This window comes from Psychrobacter sp. CX5 (assembly GCF_057621535.2).
This window is the reverse complement of the sequence record NZ_CM177735.1, coordinates 684,100-700,530: the sequence shown is the minus strand read 5'-3', so window position 1 is coordinate 700,530 and position 16,431 is coordinate 684,100. Positions and strand designations below refer to the sequence as shown.

The 16,431-nt window shown below is 43.0% G+C and carries 9 protein-coding genes; 6 read left to right on the top strand and 3 right to left on the bottom strand.

Annotated elements, in window-relative coordinates:
• Positions 1 to 682: 682 nt before the first annotated feature.
• The 5 genes from gltB to AC21OG_RS02655 all read left to right on the top strand — a co-directional run bounded on the left by gltB (position 683) and on the right by AC21OG_RS02655 (position 10,281).
• Positions 683 to 5,206 carry a glutamate synthase large subunit gene (gene gltB, locus AC21OG_RS02675; RefSeq protein ID WP_487377277.1) on the top strand — a complete coding sequence of 1,508 codons (4,524 nt, stop codon included), beginning with the start codon at positions 683 to 685 and terminating at the stop codon, positions 5,204 to 5,206.
• Positions 5,207 to 5,583: 377 nt separating this feature from the next.
• Positions 5,584 to 7,002: an FAD-dependent oxidoreductase gene (locus AC21OG_RS02670; protein ID WP_487377278.1), complete on the top strand. Its 1,419-nt coding sequence runs from the start codon at positions 5,584 to 5,586 to the stop codon at positions 7,000 to 7,002.
• 565 nt (positions 7,003 to 7,567) lie between these two features.
• Positions 7,568 to 8,215: a carbonic anhydrase gene (locus AC21OG_RS02665; protein ID WP_486546041.1), complete on the top strand. Its 648-nt coding sequence runs from the start codon at positions 7,568 to 7,570 to the stop codon at positions 8,213 to 8,215.
• A gap of 224 nt (positions 8,216 to 8,439) precedes the next feature.
• A complete protein-coding gene (gene gloA, locus AC21OG_RS02660; protein WP_486546039.1) occupies positions 8,440 to 8,985 on the top strand; it encodes a lactoylglutathione lyase in 546 nt (181 codons plus the stop codon).
• 321 nt (positions 8,986 to 9,306) lie between these two features.
• Positions 9,307 to 10,281: a mechanosensitive ion channel family protein gene (locus AC21OG_RS02655; protein WP_487377280.1), complete on the top strand. Its 975-nt coding sequence runs from the start codon at positions 9,307 to 9,309 to the stop codon at positions 10,279 to 10,281.
• Positions 10,282 to 10,641: 360 nt separating this feature from the next.
• Here the strand turns inward: AC21OG_RS02655 and AC21OG_RS02650 are convergent, their stop codons facing one another.
• The 3 genes from AC21OG_RS02650 to ribA form a co-directional block, all read right to left on the bottom strand.
• Entirely contained in the window at positions 10,642 to 11,100 is a 459-nt protein-coding gene (locus tag AC21OG_RS02650; protein WP_487377281.1) for a c-type cytochrome, read from the bottom strand.
• Between the two features lie 249 nt (positions 11,101 to 11,349).
• The gene (hemF, locus tag AC21OG_RS02645; protein ID WP_487377282.1) at positions 11,350 to 12,309 is read right to left on the bottom strand and encodes an oxygen-dependent coproporphyrinogen oxidase; all 960 of its coding nucleotides are present in this window, start codon (positions 12,307 to 12,309) and stop codon (positions 11,350 to 11,352) included.
• Between the two features lie 16 nt (positions 12,310 to 12,325).
• Positions 12,326 to 13,060: a GTP cyclohydrolase II gene (gene ribA / locus AC21OG_RS02640; protein WP_487377283.1), complete on the bottom strand. Its 735-nt coding sequence runs from the start codon at positions 13,058 to 13,060 to the stop codon at positions 12,326 to 12,328.
• 1,009 nt (positions 13,061 to 14,069) lie between these two features.
• On the opposite strand from ribA, the gene AC21OG_RS02635 reads away from it, so the two are divergent.
• The gene (locus AC21OG_RS02635; RefSeq protein ID WP_487377284.1) at positions 14,070 to 16,334 is read left to right on the top strand and encodes a 1-deoxy-D-xylulose-5-phosphate synthase; all 2,265 of its coding nucleotides are present in this window, start codon (positions 14,070 to 14,072) and stop codon (positions 16,332 to 16,334) included.
• The last annotated feature ends 97 nt before the right edge of the window (positions 16,335 to 16,431 follow it).

Below are 16,431 nucleotides of genomic sequence, written 5' to 3'. Positions count from 1 at the left end.
ATTAGACTCGCTAAATCAGCTATAGACATCTATAGACAGCAAGAAGGATCGAATAAATATAAGGCATATTTGTTAACATCATAGAGCTTAAAAAGCCATTGGCTATTAAAAGGTTATCCTTACAGTACAGTAATAAAATGTGACGTCAAAGTTTATGGTATCTTTAAATTTTACTGGATTTTATAGTTATGATTCTCTAGTATGGTTTATATGACGTTTAGCAAGGTTATTGCAGGTATTTAATATATTTATAGTGACTATATTAATGTTTCACTGTATTGTTTTTACCTTTAATATTAGGGGTATATATCTTAAATACTTTTTTTAACGTATTTTAAGAAGGCTAATGCTCGAAATATTTTATATGTCTAATGCGCAAGATTGCGTAGTAAAATAACTTTAGTAAGTTAATAACTATATATATGATAGCCAGTAGCAATTCATTCCTTAAGATATAATCAGAAACAAATTTAGTTACTTGAGATTAAGCTACTATAAATCAAGCTACTAACTATAAGTTAAGCTACTATAAATATAGTCAATAATGAATAGTGAGCATTACGTGTGCGCTCCATGTTGACTCATTTCACAATACAGTTGCGTCACCTATCCCTATAACTGTACTTATATAGAACCCCATTTAGAGGTGTGTATTTAACACCGCTTAAATAAAGGACATGCCATGACCCAGACTTACACAGCCAATCCTAGTACACCAAATTATGGCGATAGCCACTCCTATAACTCACCAACAGATGAGCTGACCTACCTTGCATCACCTGATGATTTTACCGATAACTGTGGTTTCGGTCTTGTGGCCCATATTGAGGGTAAGCCCAGTCATAAATTAGTCAAGACTGCTATACATAGTTTAAGCTGCATGACGCACCGCGGTGGTGTCGCTGCCGATGGAAAAACAGGGGATGGCTGTGGGTTATTATTGGCAAAACCTGTTGATTTCTTTCAAACGGTTGCCAAAGAGCTAGGCTTTGAGCTGAGCGAAAACTTTGCTGTGGGTATGGTGTTTTTAAACCTAGACGACAGTCTTGCCGCTCATAGCCAAGAAGTTCTAAACAAAGAGATTGCCGCTCAAGGATTGACAGTTGCTGGCTGGCGTGATGTCCCAGTAGATTTATCAATCGTCGGTGAGATTGCCCGTGAGACTTTGCCTCAGTTTAAGCAAGTGTTTGTTAATGCAGCAGATGACTTAAATCCAGAAGACTTCAACCGTAAGCTATATGTGGCTCGTAAAAAAGCTGAGCTGGCTTTGACTGAAGATCCTCTGTTTTATGTCACCTCTTTAAATTGCCAAACTGTGATTTATAAAGGGCTGGTAATGCCTTCCGATTTACCTGCTTTTTATAGTGATTTGCAAGACAGCCGGTTGCACTCGCATATTGTGGTATTCCACCAACGCTTCTCAACCAATACCTTGCCGCGCTGGCCATTGGCGCAGCCATTCCGCTATTTGGCGCATAACGGTGAGTTGAATACGATCACGGCTAACCGTAACTGGTCAGTGGCACGTACACCGAAGCTTGAAACGGATAAATTACCCGAAATAGCAGAGCTACATCCGCTTGTTAACCGTACAGGTTCAGACTCTTCAAGCTTAGACAATATGCTAGAGGTTCTTATATCAGGGGGCATGTCATTATTCCATGCCATGTCAATATTAGTACCACCGGCGTGGCAGAACGTCGACAGTATGGACATGGATCTGCGGGCGTTTTATGAGTTTTACTCACAGCACATGGAGCCGTGGGACGGTCCTGCCGGTCTTGTTATTCAGGACGGTCGCTATGCGGTGTGTATGCTAGATCGTAATGGCTTACGTCCTTCACGCTGGGTGACGACGAAGAATGGCTATATTACGGTGGCCTCTGAGATTGGTGTTTGGGATTATGATCCAAATGACGTGATTGCCAAAGGTCGTGTCGGACCAGGGCAGATGCTAGTGATCGATACCTTAAATGGTGAAGTGTTAGATGACCAAGTCATTAGTAATCGTCTCAAAAAAGCGCATCCTTATCGCAAATGGTTACGTGAAGAGGCGACGCGAGTGCGTGATAGTGAGCAACTTGAAGAAAAATTGCTTGAACAAGGCGTGCGTGGAGAGCCTTTAAAAGCCTTACAAAAAATGTTTAATATTACCAATGAAGAGCGTACAGAGATTATCCGCCCAAATGCTGAAAACGGTCAAGAACCGGTCGGCTCAATGGGGGATGATACGCCAGTCGCCGTACTGTCTAAGCAAGTACGCAATGTCGCTGACTTCTTCCGTCAACAGTTTGCGCAGGTGACTAACCCTCCAATCGACCCATTGCGCGAGTCGATTGTTATGTCATTACAGACTTGTTTGGGCGCTGAAACCAACATATTTAATCCAACACCGCGAGATGCCCATCGTATTATTTTGTCATCACCCGTGTTGTCACCTAGTAAAATGCAGCAGCTTGAAGCACTTGATGACCCTGCCTTCTACAGTCAGCGCATCGATATCAACTATGACGAGACGCTTCCTTTACAGACGGCCATTCAACAGATATGCGAAGAAGTTGAGCGTGCGGTGTTAAACAACAAGACGCTCATTATCTTATCCGATAAAGGGATCGAAAAAGGTAAACTGCCTGCCAATGCCGTATTGGTAACAGGTGCGGTACATCACTATTTAATTGCTAAGGGTCTACGTACCGATGCCAATATCATTATTGAGACAGGTGTGGCACGTGATTCGCACCAAGTAGCGGTACTGATAGGATTTGGTGCAACGTGTGTCTACCCCTATTTGGCCTATGATGTTATTGCCGATCTGGTGGCGTCAGGTGAGCTATTAGGTGATCCACTTCATGCCCGTGCCAATTTCCGTAAAGGCTTGGATAAAGGGTTACTCAAAATCTTATCAAAAATGGGTATCTCAACCATTGTGTCCTACCGTGGTGCTCAGCTATTTGAAGCGGTTGGTCTGTCTGAAGAGATTGTGGAGATGTGCTTTAAAGGCGTCCAAAGCCGTATTAAAGGGGCGACCTTTGCTGACTTAGCCAAAGACCAAGCACTGTTGGCGAAAAATGCCTTTAGCCGTCGCACGCCATTAGACCAAGGCGGTATGCTCAAATTTGTCTTCAATAAAGAGTATCATGCCTTCAACCCTGATGTGATCAACACATTACATAATGCTGTGCGTACCGGTGACTATGAAAACTACCGTGCGTATGCTGCATTGGTCAATAATCGTCCAGTGGCAACCTTGCGTGACTTGTTAAAACTCAAAGAAGGCAACAGCATCGACATTGATGACGTAGAAGGTATAGAATCCATTTTACCCCGTTTTGATTCAGCAGGTATGTCGCTAGGTGCTTTATCGCCAGAAGCTCATGAGGCCATTGCTATGGCAATGAATACCATTGGCGGTCGTTCAAACTCAGGGGAAGGTGGTGAAGATCCTGTACGTTACGGCACTATGCGTAACTCAAAAATCAAACAAGTGGCATCAGGACGCTTTGGTGTAACTCCGGCTTACTTACGCTCTGCACAAGTGATGCAGATTAAAGTGGCACAAGGGGCAAAACCTGGTGAGGGCGGACAGTTGCCGGGCGGTAAAGTGAACTCACTGATTGCCCGTTTACGGTATTCGGTACCGGGCGTGACCTTGATTTCACCACCGCCACACCATGATATTTATTCTATTGAAGATTTAGCGCAGCTGATTTTTGATTTAAAACAAGTTAATCCAGAAGCCTTGGTGTCTGTGAAGTTGGTCTCTCGTCCAGGTGTTGGTACTATTGCCACTGGTGTGGCAAAAGCCTACGCTGACTTGATTACCATCTCAGGTTATGACGGCGGTACAGCGGCGTCACCCTTATCCTCTATCCATCATGCAGGCTCTCCATGGGAGCTTGGTTTGGCAGAAGCGCATCAATCCTTAAGGGTGAATGGGCTACGTGACAAAGTGCGCGTACAGACGGATGGTGGCTTAAAAACAGGACTTGATGTGGTAAAAGCGGCCATATTGGGGGCAGAAAGCTTCGGCTTTGGTACCACACCAATGATCGCAGTCGGCTGTAAGTACTTAAGAATTTGTCATCTTAATAACTGTCCGACTGGCGTTGCAACTCAACAAGCTCGCTTACGAGATGAGCACTTCATCGGCGAAGCTGAGATGCTGATTAACTTCTTTAAGTTTGTCGCAACTGAAACCCGTGAGTGGTTAGCTTTCCTTGGCGTGCGTAGCATGGAAGAGCTGGTAGGTCGTACTGATTTATTAGAGCTGTTAGAGGGCATTACAGAGAAGCAGCGCAATCTTGATTTATCGCCATTATTACGTAGTCATCCTGCCGCTGAAGGTAAGCCGCAGACCTGTCAAGTCGAGCGCAATGAGCCCTTTGATAAAGGATTGCTGGCTGAGAAGATGGTAGAAGATATGATACTTGCCATCCGTCAAGGTCAAGGCGGTACCTATAGCTATCAAGTCGGTAACTGTGACCGCTCTATTGGTGGACGTCTATCAGGTGAGATTGTGCAAGTATGGGGCAACTTAGGTATGTCAGATAGTCCTATCAAGTTGCATCTGGTTGGTACCGCAGGTCAAAGCTTAGGCGTTTGGAACGCAGGCGGCTTAAATATTGAGCTTGAAGGCGATGCCAACGACTATGTTGGTAAAGGTATGGCAGGGGGTGAAGTTGTGATTTATCCGCCCAAAGGCTCTACCTTTGCGTCACAAGAAACCGCCATTATAGGGAACACCTGCTTATATGGTGCAACCGGTGGTAAGCTTTATGCGGCAGGTACCGCAGGCGAGCGCTTTGCGGTTCGTAACTCAGGCGCTCATGCGGTAGTCGAAGGTGTCGGAGATCACTGCTGTGAGTATATGACTGGTGGTGTGGTGACCGTGCTGGGTAAAACAGGGCTAAACTTTGGCGCTGGTATGACAGGTGGATTTGCGTTTGTACTGGACTTAGACAATACTTTCTTTGATCGCTGTAACCATGAGTTGATCGACTTGCATCGTATTTCTAGCGAGCAAACCGAAGAGCATCGTATTTACTTAAAACAAATTATCGAAAATCACGTTGAAAAAACGGGCAGTGCGTGGGCGCTTCAAATCTTGGCAGACTTCGAGCACTATGTCCGTAAAGTGTTCTTAGTGAAGCCAAAAGCTGCCAATATGGCGTCACTACTACACAGTACGACAGCAGATCCACAGTAAGCTTTTCGTTAGGATAGACTTAAGCCCTTATACCTCACTTTATATAGAATTTGGTATAGAGGCTTAAGCAAGCACGATTATCTTTAGCCAGTTTTCATAAGCTTGCCAAGATATGCCCGTAAGGTTAAATAAGTACTGTTGAACGAGTAAGGTTAAACGACTGCTATCAAACAAAAAGCTCAACGATACTGATTAAATGAGTCATACTCATTGACTTTAATGATAAGCGACTTGATAAAACACCCAGAATATTTTGTCCAACTGAGGGATATTCCCTCTTGCGGCAGGTTTTACGACTTGATAGAAACCAACAGGCTGACCCTATTTAAGTGCCCTGTGTTTCAAGCGTAATACCAACTTAAGGAGACAAAACCCTAATGAAGCGTATCAATAACAATTTCCAGTTTTTAGATGTACCGCGTAGTGAGCCTGAGAAAAAAGACATGGTCACTCGGTCAACTGAGTTTGTAGAAATTTATAAACCCTTTGACTCTCAGCACGCTGCTCATCAGGCGCACCGGTGTTTAGAGTGTGGTAACCCTTATTGCGAATGGAAATGCCCGGTACACAACTACATTCCCAATTGGCTCAAACTAGCCACAGAAGGTCAGATTTTCCAAGCGGCAGAGCTCTGCCACAGTACCAACACTTTACCCGAAGTGTGTGGCCGAGTGTGTCCGCAAGACAGACTATGTGAAGGTGCGTGTACGCTCAATGATGGTTTTGGGGCAGTGACGATTGGTAATGTCGAAAAGTATATCAACGACACCGCCTTTGCATTAGGATGGCGTCCTGATATGAGCGATGTGCAATGGACCGACAAAAAGGTTGCTATTATCGGAGCAGGCCCTGCTGGTCTTGGTTGTGCCGATATCTTAATTCGGGCAGGGGTCAAGCCTGTTGTCTTTGATAAGCGCCCAGAGATTGGGGGTCTGCTAACCTTTGGTATTCCAGAGTTTAAAATGGAAAAAGAAGTGATGCGTAACCGCCGTACCGTATTTGAAGGCATGGGTATTGAATTTCGACTCAACACTGAAGTCGGTACTGACGTCACTATCGATGAGTTGATGGAGGAGTATGACGCCATCTTTATGGGAATGGGAACCTACACCTATATGCGTGGCGGCTATCCGGGCGAAGAGCTTGACGGAGTTTATGATGCCCTTGATTACTTAATTGCCAATGTCAATCGCTGTAATGACTGGGAACAAGATCCCGATGAGTATATTAATTTAAAAGATAAAAAGGTCGTGGTGCTCGGTGGTGGTGATACCGCCATGGACTGTAACCGTACGGCCATTCGTCAAGGAGCAGAGCGCGTGGTTTGTGCGTACCGCCGTGATGAATTGAATATGCCCGGCTCACTACGCGAAGTTAAAAATGCCAAAGAGGAGGGGGTTGAGTTTTTATTCAACCGTCAACCTACCGAAATTATCGGCCTAAATGGCAAAGTCACTGGCGTAAAAGTAGTGACCACTCAGCTGGGTAAGCCTGATAATCGTGGTCGTCAGCGCCCTGAGCCAATTCCAAACTCAGAAGAGATTATTGACTGTGATGCAGTCATTATGGCTTTTGGTTTCCGTCCAAGTCCGGCAAACTGGTTCGGCGATAGTCAAATTAGCATGGACGAATCGGGCCGTGTACTTGCGCCAGAAGAGCAACCATATAAGTTCCAAACCAGCAACCCCAAAGTGTTTGCCGGTGGCGATATGGTGCGTGGTTCCGACTTAGTGGTGACAGCTATATGGGAAGGACGTGAAGCCGCCAAAGGCATTCTAGACTTCCTTGACGTGTAGCGTATTCAATTAGAAGTATTACTAAGCCCTCTTTGTGAGGGCTTTTTTGATGTTAGTCCTATAAGATAAAAGTGTGATAAAAATAAAATACAGAACATAAAGATAGCTTAAGGAGCCAATCCTGCCATCCGCTATATCTACCAGTCTAGGCGGGGCGGGGACACGGTTTGAGTGGTTGCTGTTGCCTCGACACCCGCTCAAAACCTAGACCCCGCAACCCGCCCAAACTGGCAGTATACCGCTCCTGTCAGGGCTAAAATGCCGTACGTAAGCCCAATCCATGAGTGTTATAAAAGCTCACTATTTAGGTCTGAAAGGTAAAGGTTTAGTTCTCAGCCGTTCTTTTGTACAGAGCTTTGCCTCTGTGGTGATTGTGTTATAGATAGTCAGTCAAATTTTAATAGCGAGCGTCATCATCATGTGGTTATGATAAAATCTACTGGCTATAGATTTTTAAGACCTATAGCCCTTTAATATCTATAGACTTTAAATATATGGTTCTAAAGATATAGCCCTAATGCTAATGTCATGAAAGTTAATGCCCTTTGAAGATGAGACCCAAACTATGACCTCAAAATCTGAATCAAACCGTCCCAAAACTGGCGATGACGCCCTAAAACTGTTAGAGCAAGGAAACGCTCGGTATGTCAAAAGTCTAAGCGAAACCGAGCAGATGATGCAAAATCGTCCTGAGTTGGTAGCCGAACAAGATCCTTTTGCCATTATCTTAGGCTGTTCTGATGCCCGCGTGCCAGTTGAGATTGTGTTTGATCAAGGGTTAGGCGATTTATTCGTGATTCGAGTCGCAGGCAATGTGGTAGCGCCGTCCCAAATTGGTTCAGTAGAGTTTGCGGTAGAGAAGTTCGGTACGCGTTTGGTAGTGGTATTGGGGCACTCGCATTGTGGCGCAGTGACTGCTTGTGTAGAAGCCTTGATAAATCCAGAACAAAACTACACCCCTAATTTACAGTCTATCGTCGATCGGATTCGACCCAGTGTTTATAACTTACACGAGTTAGCGACTGCCACGGGCGCAGACATTGATGCCCAAGAGCTGATAGATCGTTCAATCAGTGCCAATGTGCGTATGTCAGTCAGTCAGCTTAAGCATGGTTCAAGACTTTTAGAAGACATGCATCGTAGTGGCGAGCTTTTAATAGTCGGGGCAGAATATGACTTGACTACCGGTAAGGTTGAATTTTTAGCCGATTAACGATATCAAATCTAATAAGCCCTAGATATCTCTTCACTTGAGTAAACCAATATAAAGTATCATCATTGACAACTAATCGGCAACTTAATGAGAGACTAAATCAGAGACTAAATCAGAGACAAAGTAACCGAGTGCAAGACCTACCCTAGTAGGTTTAGTTAGGTTAACGAAGTCGCTCTTTTATTTAACCATGACTCTAGCAATGACTCCAACAGGAAATTATTATGTCTATCAATAGTATTGAGCAACCCCAATCCTCATTAAAAGTTGAGGGCGTTCAGCCGATCGCTACCGCCACTTCTGGTTTTACCTTTAACCATACCATGCTACGCATAAAAGACCCTAAAGCGTCTTTAGCGTTTTATACCGGTATCTTAGGCATGACGCTATTAACCATCAAAAAATTTCCCGACATGGCATTTGATCTTTATTTTTTAGCCAAACTAACGGATGAAGAACGGGCAAATTTACCAGCTGATGAGGATTTGGCTATCTACACCTTTCGTCAACGCGGTATCTTAGAGCTAACGCATAACTATGGTACCGAAGACAACGCAGACTTTAGCTATCACAATGGCAATTCAGAGCCACAAGGCTTTGGGCATATTTGTTTTAGTGTGCCAAACTTAGAAGAGGCGATCGCTTGGTTTGATCGCAATAAAGTTGAGTTCCAAAAACGTCCAGAAGACGGCAAGATGAAAAATATTGCCTTTATCAAAGATGTGGATGGGTACTGGATCGAAATCGTACAAGCCGACCTTATGAGCTAATGATTGATGAGCTAGTGATTGTGTTTGAATGACAACTGCTTAAATGTCTTTTTGAGTGATTACTTGAGTGTTTGTTGAGTCTTTATTAAATGGGTTCATTATTGAGTGATTGCTAATACGTCATTGTTAAGCTGGCTATCAGTCATTACTATCAGTGATTGCGTTTAGCACTTGGTTTTTAATAGGACAAACCAAGTGCTTTTTTATAAAGGGTATTTATCGTTATAGAGGATGTTTAAACAGCACAATTAGGTGCTCAATTTGATACTATAAAAATTAAAGGTTAGAATTTAGCCAACATAGTTTAAAAAGGATGTGGGAATGCCTGAAGTGGGTGTGTCAGAAAAAGTAAGCGAGAAGATAGTCGAATATCAAACCATAGCGTCGTCTGCAAACGGGATGTTTGGAGACTTTATGGCGAGAGTACCTTACTTTGTTGTTGCTCTAGTAGTACTTTTAGTTTTCTGGTTATTGTCCAAGGTCTTTAAAGGGGTCATTGGGAAGGTACTGGTCAAGAGTCATACCCATCGCAATTTGGTTCGAGTATTTGAGCGCATAGGCGGCGCCTTAATATTATTTGTGGGCTTTATGATCGCTATGGTCATTGCTATTCCTGGTTTTACGCCCGCTAAATTAGTTGGCGCGCTAGGGATAGGGTCAGTGGCCATAGGCTTTGCCTTCAAGGATATTTTTCAAAATCTATTGTCAGGGATTCTATTATTATTGTCGGAGCCATTTCGTATTGGCGATCAAATTATCTCAGGAGATTATGAAGGCACGGTAGAAGATATTAAGGTACGGGCAACCACAATTCGTACTTATGATGGTCGTCAGGTAGTTATTCCAAACTCCCAGCTTTATACTGGCGCATTGACCGTTAACACGGCTTATAAACGTCGCCGCTTAGAGATTACGGTTGGGATAGGGTATAACGATGATATACGGGCAGCCAAAGAAGCGATACTCAAAGCCTTAAAGAGTGCGGAAACGGTATCCAAGCTGGCAGAACCCTCAGTAGTGGCTTCTGAATTTGGAAGCTCCAGTATTGATTTAAAAGTTCGGTGGTATATTGACAACGGGACTCAAGCAAATAAGGTGGCCTCGATTCACGAAGTAATCGTTGAGGTCAAAGATCATCTTGACGCAGCTGATATCAATATTCCATTCCCAATACGCACGCTCGACTTTAGTGATGGCTCGGCTCAAGTACTTGCCGATCACATTATGAAAAATCAAACCGCTAAAAAAGATGAGATTCTGGATGACAGTTATCCATTAAGAAATAACAACAGCTAACCAGATGTTGATTTAAGACTTATTTTTATTAAAGAATCTTTTTATTAAAGAATCTTTTTATTAAAGAATCTTTTTATTAAATCGTCCAAGTTTATGAATCAGTCATCTAAACAAACGGATTAGAACGGATTAGACAGGTTTAAAAAAGCCCTAAACTATTTGAAATAGGTTTAGGGCTTTTATGTTATTTGAAAACAACGATATGGATTTAATTGTTAATGAACTCACTACTTCATTCATTAACTATCAAGAATATAGTCAGAGAAGTCTAAAATGGTTACAAGGCAACCGAGTGCAAGTGCTACTGGAGTAGGCTTAACGAGGTTAACACTGTAACCGTTTAGTAGTTCGCTGACTGTATTAATCATTTGGCGCTTTAAATTCTTTGTGACAAGACTTACAGCTTTCACCGACCTGTGCGAATGCAGGCATCACGTCATCGGCAGAGGTTGCATTTCGGGCAGCCGCTTGGAGCTCAGCAGTTGCTTGCTCAAAATCTTCAGCCGCCGCTCTAAACCCTTCTGAATTAGACCAAACGTCAGGTTTTGCACCACCAACATCGTTTTCATCACTAAAATGCTGCCAAGGTTTCGTAGCATCTTCTGCTAAAAAATTGGCTTCTTCTTTGAATTTTTCAGCATCAAAAGTCTCTGGCGCTTCAACCATTTTCTTCATCACACCGGTGGCGTCTTTCCAGTTTTTCATCGAGTCAGTACGTGCCTTGACAGCATCGCTTTGAGTCGCTGTGCCACCATTACAGGCAACAAGAGTAAGACTTAATGGCAAGATAGTGGCTAGCAATAATGATTTTAGTTGCATGGCTAATTCCTTTTACATTTTAATGGGGATTTATAAAAGTCTAGGGCGTGTCCTCATTTTGGAAATGGTGATAAAAATAAGGACACGCCCTAGTAGTACTCTTAAATAATTCTAGCATATCCTTTTTGATGTCACATATCGAAAAGGTTGTAAATAATATCCAAATAGTAATCAAAAAGGGAAATAGTCATCAAAAAGGTAAATAGTAATCAAAAAAGGAAGAGCGCATAATTTAAACGTTTTTTAGACTTATCCCAAGTTTAGCCAGTCTTGTGGCTTTAAATAAAAGTCCGTAAGCTCATACTCTGGCGTACCTATTTCTGGCTCATAGCGATATTGCCAACCGGTTAATGGCGGTAGGCTAACCAAGATCGACTCAATACGTCCATTACTCTGCAAACCAAACAAGGTACCTCGGTCATACACTAAATTATACTCAACATAGCGACCACGGCGATATAATTGAAAATCGCGTTGTTGCTCAGTGACTGGTGTATGTTTACGCTTTTCAAAAATTGGAATTATCCCCTCCAAATAGCCTTGACCAACTGCCTGCATAAATTTAAAACAGGTTTCAAAGTCCCAGCCTCGACTTTCGGTGTTCACATCATCATAAAATAATCCGCCAACGCCGCGCTGTTCATTACGGTGGCGAAGATAGAAGTAATCATCACACCATTTTTTAAAATCTGGATAGACCGTATCGCCAAAGGGCGCACATAAGTCATGACACACTTGGTGCCAATGGACACAGTCTTCTAAAACAGGGTAGAAGGGCGTCAAATCAAAGCCTCCGCCGAACCACCAAATAGGGGCTTCACCTTCTTTTTCAGCGACGAACAATCGGACATTGGCGTGACTGGTTGGCACATGAGGATTGCGAGGATGAACCACCAATGAGACGCCCAATGCTTGTGCTTTTCTACCTGCAATATCTGGATGGCGGGCGGTAGCAGTCGCCGGTAAGTTGTTGATATGAATATGACTAAACATCACTCCCGCTTTTTCAATAACCTCACCGTCAGCCATCACACAGGAGCGACCACCACCACCTTCAGGACGATTCCAGTCATCAGGGGTAAAGGTTGCAGAGCCACCACCGTCGGCCTCTTGCTGTTCTAGCGCTTGGCATATATCTGCTTGCAACTGCAATAACCATTCTCGAACTCGATGGATGTCTTGCACGTCAGGATGTCTAGTTTGAGTCATATCACTCGCGGTTGAATTACTGTTTATGCTTGTCATAGTCTAAGTCATGTGTTGGTAGGTAGGTTTGGGACGTCAGATCTGTCGCCAAATGATGGCCCATTCGTTCTCTTTTAGTGGTTAGATAATCGGCATTAAAGGGGTTTAAACCAACCACTAAAGGAATGCGCTCTACAATGTCAAAGCCTAACTCTTCAAGGTAGTTGAGCTTGTTTGGATTATTGGTCATTAATCGCAGCTTCGTAATACCGACATGTTCAAGCATAGGCTTACACATCTCATAGGTGCGAGCGTCGGCAGGCAAGCCTAATAATAGGTTTGCATCCAAAGTGTCATGACCTTGATCCTGCAGGGCATAGGCGCGAATTTTATTGGTCAATCCAATTCCGCGTCCTTCTTGACGTAAATATAAAATAGCGCCACATCCTTCGGCCTGTATCGCTTGCATCGTGGCGTTTAATTGGGGTCCGCAGTCGCATTTAAGCGATGAAAAAGCATCACCTGTCAGGCACTCGGAGTGAATGCGAACCAAAGGTGCTTTTGTCAGTTTGTTATCAGTATCTCTGCCTTCTATCTCCACAACCCTATTAGTGTCAGCAACGATTGGTAAACCACAGGTCAGCATGACATGCTCCTGTCCGTCATCGTTTTCGAAAACATGGATATCAAAGTCGCCATGAGCGGTGGGAAGTTTTGCTTTACTAATGAAGCGAAATGGCGATTGAGAAGTATTTTTATTTGTGAGTTGAGACATTGCAGACCTAAATAGTCATATTCGTGAATAAAGATACGTAAATAAACAGAGCGGGTATATGTTTAATCGATAATAACCAAAATTTATAACAACCAAGCTAATCAGGTTCAAATGACCTTAAATATTATTAGATTGAGTTAAAAACATAGAAAATTCACATACGGTGAAGTATGAATAAAGCGTTAAATGAAAAAAAATGCTATTATGCCATATTCTTAATACCGATACAGTGTTGGCTTAGCCTGAGATAAAGTTGATAAAAATCACACCGTTATTAACCGAGCATGATTCGTGTGGGACAAAGGTACAACCGACTGTCAGACCGTGCATTATCGAAATTTTATTAGTTATAGTTAGGTTTTATAGCATTATAAGTATACCCTATCACTGATAGATTAATGACGGCAAATAGTTAAATATCAAGTATATTAAGTCATCATAGGGCTATTACAGAACGGACGCAGAATTAAAATGAACAGTCACTGAGCATTATTTATTTGCACTATCTAAATGAAGGCGTCAGAAACTTAATAAAAAATTGCCTTTAAGAGCTTAAATACCGTTATTTGCGTTAGTCTTATATTAACTGTCAAACATTAAAAATACTCAAAAAATGCTTTATTCTGGTGCAGAAGATGCACAGGTCTGATATCTTATAGATAAATAGCCATTTACTATAGTCATTTAACATAGTTATTTAACATAGTTATTTAATAATGATGACAGTTAGCGGTTGTTTTAAAGGTACAGACAAATTATTTTCATCTATATTCACTCATATTGATGCTAAGCTTAAGGTTTTAGGTAAACCCTTTTTCTTAAAACATCTTTTCTTTGACAGACTTGCATAACCTACTAATAGTAGCCTTTGCAATGATCTTTTCGATAGGATGGTTTTTAGATTTTATATAAGGGTTACCAAAATAATAAGCCCTCAGACTATCGAGTTGGTTTTATCAACCCGATAAGTAGCATCTATACACTAAGATTAGTAGGTTTTGTAAGGTCTATGCAGCAAATTTCAAACTCAACTACGCCCAAGCCTGCGCCCTCGCAACAAGTGGATTCATCCACTGAAGACAGTCGTATTGATGTGCCTAATGCAACTACCAAAACTTTTAAACCCCTAGCCATGCGTCACTTTTCAGAAATTCCAACATCGCGCCCTGCCACCCCAACATTGGATAAGATAGAGTCTCCCGCTGATTTAAAGGGTCTGAATCAACAACAACTGCTGACATTAGCAGATGAACTGCGTGAGTACTTACTGTATTCAGCCGGTCAAAGCGGTGGGCATTTTGGTGCAAATTTGGGTGTGGTTGAATTGACCATTGCTCTGCATTATGTATTAAATGCACCCGATGACAAGCTGGTCTGGGACGTGGGACATCAAGCCTACGCACATAAGGTGTTAACCGGTCGCCGTGATCGTATATCGACCATTCGCTCGAAAGATGGATTAACTGCTTTTCCAGAACGTCAAGAGTCAGAATATGACACCTTTGGTGTTGGACATTCTTCTACTTCTATTTCAGCCGGCTTGGGCATGAGTCTTGCCCTGCGTCATTTAGGCAAGCAATCAAAAGTCGCCTGTGTGATCGGCGATGGTGCGATGACCGGCGGGATGGCCTTTGAAGCCATGAATGATGCGGTGCAGCAAGATGCCGATATCATGGTCGTATTGAACGACAATGATATGTCAATCTCTCAAGCCACGGGTGGGTTCTCGAAGCATCTAGCTGTCTTATGGCAGCGCGGTCTGGCAATTGATATTGATAAGTCAGGTAATCCTGTTTTAACTAAGCGTACCATTGACAGTGCAGACAAGCGTTTCCGTCATTATGTGCATATGGCAAATGGTGCTATTAACGATTGGTCAGCGCGCATTCCTAACAAAATCATTACGAAAATTGCCAAGCAGTTTGCTGAGGGCACCATACCACGCCCAAGCGATCTTGAAGGGCTGCCTGATAAAATTGCTAATAAAATCGTAGATGATTTATTTGCAGACAACTTATTCAAAGCAATTGGCTTTAAATATTTTGGTCCTTTTGATGGGCATGATGTGGTTAAGCTCACACAAGTATTGGAGCGCGCCAAAAACTTGAGAGGCGCGGTACTGGTACATGTGCATACCGTCAAAGGTAAAGGCTTTGTACCTGCAGAAGCTGACCCTGTTGGCTACCATGCTATTAGTAAAGTCCCCAAACAGTCAGAAGCAACTGTAGAATATGAAAAAGCCGATAAGGCATCTGCTGAGCCCATTCACAAAAAGAAATATTCCCAAGTATTTGGTGAGTTTATTTGTGATAAAGCGGCTACCGACGCTAACTTGATGGCAATCACGCCTGCGATGGAAGAAGGGTCAGGCATGACGGAGTTTGCTCAAAAATTCCCGAAACGTTTTTTTGATGTGGCGATTGCAGAGCAGCATGCAGTGACTGTGGCAGGCGGTATGGCAACCCAAGGGGTTAAGCCGATTGTCGCTATCTATTCCACCTTTCTTCAGCGCGGTTATGATCAGCTTATTCATGATGTAGCACTACAAAATCTTGATGTGATGTTTGCAATCGACCGTGCCGGATTGGTCGGTGAAGATGGCGCAACCCATGCTGGCGTATTTGACCTAGCTTATATGCGCTGCGTGCCAAATCTAGTGATTGCTACGCCCAAAGATGAAAACGAGTGTTATCAATTATTAAATACTTGTTATGAATATGAAGGCGTAACCGCAGTCCGCTACCCAAGGGGCACAGGTCCTGGAGTTGCTATAGATAAGCCTGCGCAACAATTTACGGTGGGTAAAGCTGTGATAGATGCGGTTTATCATTCTAATAACACAGCTGAGCAATCCAATGCAGATAAGGTAACCAAAGTTGCTTTATTGGGCTTCGGCTCTATGGTCGCCACAGCGCATCAAGCCGCTCAGAACCTTGTCTCAGCAGATAATAACGATAGCAACCTTGAGATTAGCGTGGTCAATATGCGCTGGGTTAAGCCGCTCGATAGCGAGTTGTTAGATCAGCTGATTGAGCAAGGTTATACTTATATCGTCACCTTAGAAGAACATGTGGTTATGGGCGGTGCGGGCAGTGCAGTCAATGAATACCTGCTGAATCAAGCATCAAGTGTTGCTGCTAATTTACGTATCAAAAATATCGGTATTGCCGATGAGTTTATTGCTCATGGAAGTCATTATGAACAATTAGCAGACTGTGGTTTGGATGTCGCTGGCGTGACAGATAAGCTACAACAGATGCTACATCTTAAGTAGAATAGATTAACCGCTGCTCTTTTATCACCTTATGTCCTCTCTATTGTAGAATGGATATTAGCTAAATAAACGAGCAGCACTCATCAGTTATCTATGA

Coding starts and splice junctions, on each gene's coding strand:
- gltB (WP_487377277.1), top strand. CDS start 683: ATGACCCAGACTTACACAGCCAATCCTAGTACACCAAATTATGGCGAT.
- AC21OG_RS02670 (WP_487377278.1), top strand. CDS start 5,584: ATGAAGCGTATCAATAACAATTTCCAGTTTTTAGATGTACCGCGTAGT.
- AC21OG_RS02665 (WP_486546041.1), top strand. CDS start 7,568: ATGACCTCAAAATCTGAATCAAACCGTCCCAAAACTGGCGATGACGCC.
- gloA (WP_486546039.1), top strand. CDS start 8,440: ATGTCTATCAATAGTATTGAGCAACCCCAATCCTCATTAAAAGTTGAG.
- AC21OG_RS02655 (WP_487377280.1), top strand. CDS start 9,307: ATGCCTGAAGTGGGTGTGTCAGAAAAAGTAAGCGAGAAGATAGTCGAA.
- AC21OG_RS02650 (WP_487377281.1), bottom strand. CDS start 11,100: ATGCAACTAAAATCATTATTGCTAGCCACTATCTTGCCATTAAGTCTT.
- hemF (WP_487377282.1), bottom strand. CDS start 12,309: ATGACTCAAACTAGACATCCTGACGTGCAAGACATCCATCGAGTTCGA.
- ribA (WP_487377283.1), bottom strand. CDS start 13,060: ATGTCTCAACTCACAAATAAAAATACTTCTCAATCGCCATTTCGCTTC.
- AC21OG_RS02635 (WP_487377284.1), top strand. CDS start 14,070: ATGCAGCAAATTTCAAACTCAACTACGCCCAAGCCTGCGCCCTCGCAA.